1 protein-coding gene is annotated in these 889 nt (G+C 40.9%); it reads right to left on the bottom strand.

The genetic code is table 11. From position 1 onward, the window contains the following. Positions 1 to 338: 338 nt before the first annotated feature. A partial coding sequence (locus ACFINU_RS10080; RefSeq protein ID WP_375667702.1) for a hypothetical protein occupies positions 339 to 889 on the bottom strand: 551 nt, incomplete at its 5' end.

The raw sequence follows: 889 nt of genomic DNA, 5'->3' as shown, positions 1-889 counted from the left end.
GTTCAGTATAATTGATCTTTATCAAGCACCCATATATTTACTTTTCGTGTCTCTACATGAATGACATGAGACTGTCATTCTCCTGATGGAAAAAGTATAATATGTGCTGGTCTATCTGGATGATCAGTGTCCAAATGACTATCCTACGACTAGGAACATTCTAAATATGAGTATCATAGGAGTAAGTCTCCTTTTTCTCAACACTTTGAGAAATTACCCGTTTGCTCAAACTCTATGGACTTTTATCGACTTACAAGAATATGATAAAATAAAGTGCCATTTCATTATTGAACAATTCAATTATAGATAAACCCTTAAACCTATTTAAAGACCTGGTCTTAGGGCTTATCACTAACAAAATCAACGACACGGTGAGGTGGCAACCCATACAAATCTTCCGGAAACACATCCGGAAACTCACAAACCACAAGAGGTAGCTCAGGTGCAACCTCCGGCTCGACACTACCCAACAGGCTAGATAACAAGTAACTTAGGGAAACCTGTCCCCGTAACTGTAATCGGAGAGGTATACTAGGATCCTCTCGCTCCCCAACAAAAGTACACAAAAAGCCCGAGGGTACGTGCAATGTAACCCTATGGGCATAACCGTCAATACTGGCCCGAAAAGTACCAAGCCAATCCATACCCAGGATAACATCAAAGGTGTGCATATCTAAAAGAATCAAATCAAATGTCAGGTAATTGTCGGCAACCATAAGGTCGCAAGCACGACAAACGTTACCCAATGCACATGCAAATGATGATGCAATGAATGAGTGTGATGCACCAGTGTCAAATAAAATCCTAGCCCAGGTATTATAGATAAGGACAGTACCTCGGACAATAGACATGTCCGACTGTGGCTCTGGAACATCAACCATAAACACTC

The organism is Bartonella sp. AC130YNZD (assembly GCF_042196865.1).
GTDB lineage: Bacteria > Pseudomonadota > Alphaproteobacteria > Rhizobiales > Rhizobiaceae > Bartonella.
Note: the sequence above shows the minus strand (reverse complement) of the source record. Positions and strands in the feature narration are given on the sequence as shown.